4 protein-coding genes and 1 pseudogene are annotated in these 5,027 nt (G+C 62.7%); 2 read left to right on the plus strand and 3 right to left on the minus strand.

The annotated features are described in order from the left end of the window. Positions 1 to 591: 591 nt before the first annotated feature. Entirely contained in the window at positions 592 to 1,242 is a 651-nt protein-coding gene (tetR(A), locus tag PGQ95_RS26050; RefSeq protein WP_000164043.1) for a tetracycline resistance transcriptional repressor TetR(A), read from the minus strand. Positions 1,243 to 1,347: 105 nt separating this feature from the next. Here tetR(A) and tet(A) point away from each other — a divergent pair, with 105 nt between their 5' ends. Then, positions 1,348 to 2,547 (plus strand): tetracycline efflux MFS transporter Tet(A), encoded by a 1,200-nt coding sequence (gene tet(A), locus PGQ95_RS26055; protein ID WP_000804064.1) that lies wholly within the window; start codon positions 1,348 to 1,350, stop codon positions 2,545 to 2,547. 31 nt (positions 2,548 to 2,578) lie between these two features. Here the strand turns inward: tet(A) and PGQ95_RS26060 are convergent, their stop codons facing one another. Next, positions 2,579 to 3,463, minus strand: a complete 885-nt coding sequence (locus PGQ95_RS26060; protein ID WP_000058717.1) for a DMT family transporter — start codon at positions 3,461 to 3,463, stop codon at positions 2,579 to 2,581. Positions 3,464 to 3,600: 137 nt separating this feature from the next. After that, complete coding sequence (locus PGQ95_RS26065) at positions 3,601 to 3,993, minus strand: cysteine hydrolase family protein (RefSeq protein ID WP_001351729.1); 393 nt, start codon at positions 3,991 to 3,993, stop codon at positions 3,601 to 3,603. Between the two features lie 3 nt (positions 3,994 to 3,996). Between PGQ95_RS26065 and PGQ95_RS26070 the strand changes: the two are divergent. Continuing rightward, positions 3,997 to 5,027: pseudogene (locus PGQ95_RS26070) on the plus strand (Tn3 family transposase); the annotation flags it as partial.

The following is a 5,027-nucleotide window of genomic DNA, read 5'->3' on the forward strand; positions in this document are numbered from 1 at the left end:
ACGTCATACTAGATATCAAGCGACTTCTCCTATCCCCTGGGAACACATCAATCTCACCGGAGAATATCGCTGGCCAAAGCCTTAGCGTAGGATTCCGCCCCTTCCCGCAAACGACCCCTGGAAGCCCCGTAGCGACGCGGAGAGGGGCGAGACAAGCCAAGGGCGCAGGCTCGATGCGCAGCACGACATAGCCGGTTCTCGCAAGGACGAGAATTTCCCTGCGGTGCCCCTCAAGTGTCAATGAAAGTTTCCAACGCGAGCCATTCGCGAGAGCCTTGAGTCCACGCTAGATCTATCTCATCTGCGCAAGGCAGAACGTGAAGACGGCCGCCCTGGACCTCGCCCGCGAGCGCCAGGCGCACGAGGCCGGCGCGCGGACCCGCGCCACGGCCCACGAGCGGACGCCGCAGCAGGAGCGCCAGAAGGCCGCCAGAGAGGCCGAGCGCGGCCGTGAGGCTTGGACGCTAGGGCAGGGCATGAAAAAGCCCGTAGCGGGCTGCTACGGGCGTCTGACGCGGTGGAAAGGGGGAGGGGATGTTGTCTACATGGCTCTGCTGTAGTGAGTGGGTTGCGCTCCGGCAGCGGTCCTGATCAATCGTCACCCTTTCTCGGTCCTTCAACGTTCCTGACAACGAGCCTCCTTTTCGCCAATCCATCGACAATCACCGCGAGTCCCTGCTCGAACGCTGCGTCCGGACCGGCTTCGTCGAAGGCGTCTATCGCGGCCCGCAACAGCGGCGAGAGCGGAGCCTGTTCAACGGTGCCGCCGCGCTCGCCGGCATCGCTGTCGCCGGCCTGCTCCTCAAGCACGGCCCCAACAGTGAAGTAGCTGATTGTCATCAGCGCATTGACGGCGTCCCCGGCCGAAAAACCCGCCTCGCAGAGGAAGCGAAGCTGCGCGTCGGCCGTTTCCATCTGCGGTGCGCCCGGTCGCGTGCCGGCATGGATGCGCGCGCCATCGCGGTAGGCGAGCAGCGCCTGCCTGAAGCTGCGGGCATTCCCGATCAGAAATGAGCGCCAGTCGTCGTCGGCTCTCGGCACCGAATGCGTATGATTCTCCGCCAGCATGGCTTCGGCCAGTGCGTCGAGCAGCGCCCGCTTGTTCCTGAAGTGCCAGTAAAGCGCCGGCTGCTGAACCCCCAACCGTTCCGCCAGTTTGCGTGTCGTCAGACCGTCTACGCCGACCTCGTTCAACAGGTCCAGGGCGGCACGGATCACTGTATTCGGCTGCAACTTTGTCATGCTTGACACTTTATCACTGATAAACATAATATGTCCACCAACTTATCAGTGATAAAGAATCCGCGCGTTCAATCGGACCAGCGGAGGCTGGTCCGGAGGCCAGACGTGAAACCCAACAGACCCCTGATCGTAATTCTGAGCACTGTCGCGCTCGACGCTGTCGGCATCGGCCTGATTATGCCGGTGCTGCCGGGCCTCCTGCGCGATCTGGTTCACTCGAACGACGTCACCGCCCACTATGGCATTCTGCTGGCGCTGTATGCGTTGATGCAATTTGCCTGCGCACCTGTGCTGGGCGCGCTGTCGGATCGTTTCGGGCGGCGGCCGGTCTTGCTCGTCTCGCTGGCCGGCGCTGCTGTCGACTACGCCATCATGGCGACGGCGCCTTTCCTTTGGGTTCTCTATATCGGGCGGATCGTGGCCGGCATCACCGGGGCGACTGGGGCGGTAGCCGGCGCTTATATTGCCGATATCACTGATGGCGATGAGCGCGCGCGGCACTTCGGCTTCATGAGCGCCTGTTTCGGGTTCGGGATGGTCGCGGGACCTGTGCTCGGTGGGCTGATGGGCGGTTTCTCCCCCCACGCTCCGTTCTTCGCCGCGGCAGCCTTGAACGGCCTCAATTTCCTGACGGGCTGTTTCCTTTTGCCGGAGTCGCACAAAGGCGAACGCCGGCCGTTACGCCGGGAGGCTCTCAACCCGCTCGCTTCGTTCCGGTGGGCCCGGGGCATGACCGTCGTCGCCGCCCTGATGGCGGTCTTCTTCATCATGCAACTTGTCGGACAGGTGCCGGCCGCGCTTTGGGTCATTTTCGGCGAGGATCGCTTTCACTGGGACGCGACCACGATCGGCATTTCGCTTGCCGCATTTGGCATTCTGCATTCACTCGCCCAGGCAATGATCACCGGCCCTGTAGCCGCCCGGCTCGGCGAAAGGCGGGCACTCATGCTCGGAATGATTGCCGACGGCACAGGCTACATCCTGCTTGCCTTCGCGACACGGGGATGGATGGCGTTCCCGATCATGGTCCTGCTTGCTTCGGGTGGCATCGGAATGCCGGCGCTGCAAGCAATGTTGTCCAGGCAGGTGGATGAGGAACGTCAGGGGCAGCTGCAAGGCTCACTGGCGGCGCTCACCAGCCTGACCTCGATCGTCGGACCCCTCCTCTTCACGGCGATCTATGCGGCTTCTATAACAACGTGGAACGGGTGGGCATGGATTGCAGGCGCTGCCCTCTACTTGCTCTGCCTGCCGGCGCTGCGTCGCGGGCTTTGGAGCGGCGCAGGGCAACGAGCCGATCGCTGATCGTGGAAACGATAGGCCTATGCCATGCGGGTCAAGGCGACTTCCGGCAAGCTATACGCGCCCTAGGAGTGCGGTTGGAACGTTGGCCCAGCCAGATACTCCCGATCACGAGCAGGACGCCGATGATTTGAAGCGCACTCAGCGTCTGATCCAAGAACAACCATCCTAGCAACACGGCGGTCCCCGGGCTGAGAAAGCCCAGTAAGGAAACAACTGTAGGTTCGAGTCGCGAGATCCCCCGGAACCAAAGGAAGTAGGTTAAACCCGCTCCGATCAGGCCGAGCCACGCCAGGCCGAGAACATTGGTTCCTGTAGGCATCGGGATTGGCGGATCAAACACTAAAGCTACTGGAACGAGCAGAAGTCCTCCGGCCGCCAGTTGCCAGGCGGTAAAGGTGAGCAGAGGCACGGGAGGTTGCCACTTGCGGGTCAGCACGGTTCCGAACGCCATGGAAACCGCCCCCGCCAGGCCCGCTGCGACGCCGACAGGATCTAGCGCTGCGTTTGGTGTCAACACCAACAGCGCCACGCCCGCAGTTCCGCAAATAGCCCCCAGGACCGCCATCAATCGTATCGGGCTACCTAGCAGAGCGGCAGAGATGAACACGACCATCAGCGGCTGCACAGCGCCTACCGTCGCCGCGACCCCGCCCGGCAGGCGGTAGACCGAAATAAACAACAAGCTCCAGAATAGCGAAATATTAAGTGCGCCGAGGATGAAGATGCGCATCCACCAGATTCCCGTTGGAATCTGTCGGACGATCATCACGAGCAATAAACCCGCCGGCAACGCCCGCAGCATCGCGACCGTCATCGGTGAGAAGTTCGGCAGGTATTGGGTGGTGACAATGTAGGTGCTGCCCCAAATGGCAGGTGCTATCGCTGTGAACAATAAATCGGGCGTGCGTAATGACATGCGATTACAAGACCTCCGCTACGGCGATGGGTTTTTGAGAGTTGCAGGCGCCGCGATGACCGCACCCTGACTTGGACTGGCCCTGCCTCGCACCAATCCACCTGCGGCTATGGCCGCGATCATGCGAGGCCCGAAAATTACACGACCTGTACACGTCCGCCGAACCCGGAACGCAACAGAGCTTCGTGGGCATCCCGATCCGGGTCGTAGCAGCAGTCCTGGACCAAACGCACGTCGTAGTCCGCATCACTAGCCCAGGCGACGCTTGAAAGAACAACGCCGGTGGTGCTTATCCCGGCCATGACAAGCGTGCTTACGCCGCGCGTCCGAAGGTCGGCGTCGAGCGCCGTGCCATAAAAGACGCTGGCTCGCGGACATGCATAGAAAAGGTCGCCCCGTTCGATCGCAAGCCCTTCGACGGGCAGACCGGTGCGAAATCGTCCGCTCGGGAGATACGGTGAGATTTGGCGATTCGTCGCCGGCGGCGCATGTTCATACTCTTCGCCGAGCGAAAAGTTGGGGAACAGCACGGGCCGGCCGCGCAAGGCGTGCTGGCAGCCGTGCAGACCCTGCGTGAGATGAACGCCGACAACCTGCGCAAGGTGCCGGCCGATGCACCCACGGCCTTCATCAAGCCGCGCTGGAAGCCGCTGGTGATCACCCCGGAAGGCCTCGACCGGAAATTCTACGAAATCTGCGCCCTGTCCGAGCTGAAGAACGCCCTGCGCTCCGGCGACATCTGGGTCAAGGGCTCGCGGCAGTTCCGCGACTTCGACGACTACCTGCTGCCGGCCGAGAAGTTCGCCGCACTCAAGCGCGAGCAGGCCCTGCCCCTGGCGATCAACCCGAACAGCGACCAGTACCTGGAAGAGCGTTTGCAGCTGCTGGACGAGCAGTTGGCCACCGTCACCCGCCTGGCCAAGGACAACGAGCTGCCCGATGCCATCCTCACCGAGTCAGGGCTGAAAATCACCCCGCTGGATGCGGCGGTGCCGGATCGGGCGCAGGCGCTGATCGACCAAACCAGCCAGTTACTGCCGCGCATCAAGATCACCGAACTGCTGATGGACGTGGACGACTGGACGGGCTTCAGCCGCCACTTCACCCACTTGAAGGACGGGGCCGAGGCCAAAGACAGGACGTTGCTGCTGTCCGCAATCCTCGGTGATGCGATCAACCTCGGGCTGACCAAGATGGCCGAGTCGAGCCCCGGCCTGACCTACGCCAAGCTGTCCTGGCTGCAAGCCTGGCACATCCGCGACGAAACCTATTCGGCGGCCTTGGCCGAGCTGGTCAACCACCAGTATCGCCACGCCTTTGCCGCCCACTGGGGCGACGGCACGACCTCATCCTCCGATGGCCAGCGCTTCCGCGCGGGTGGCCGGGGCGAGAGCACCGGGCACGTCAACCCGAAGTACGGTAGCGAGCCGGGACGGCTGTTCTATACCCATATCTCCGACCAGTACGCGCCGTTCAGCACCCGCGTGGTGAATGTCGGCGTCCGCGATTCCACCTATGTGCTCGACGGCCTGCTGTACCACGAGTCCGACCTGCGGATCGAGGA

Origin of the sequence: Klebsiella sp. 141240 (assembly GCF_050600805.1) — a bacterium.
Classification (GTDB): domain Bacteria; phylum Pseudomonadota; class Gammaproteobacteria; order Enterobacterales; family Enterobacteriaceae; genus Klebsiella; species Klebsiella aerogenes.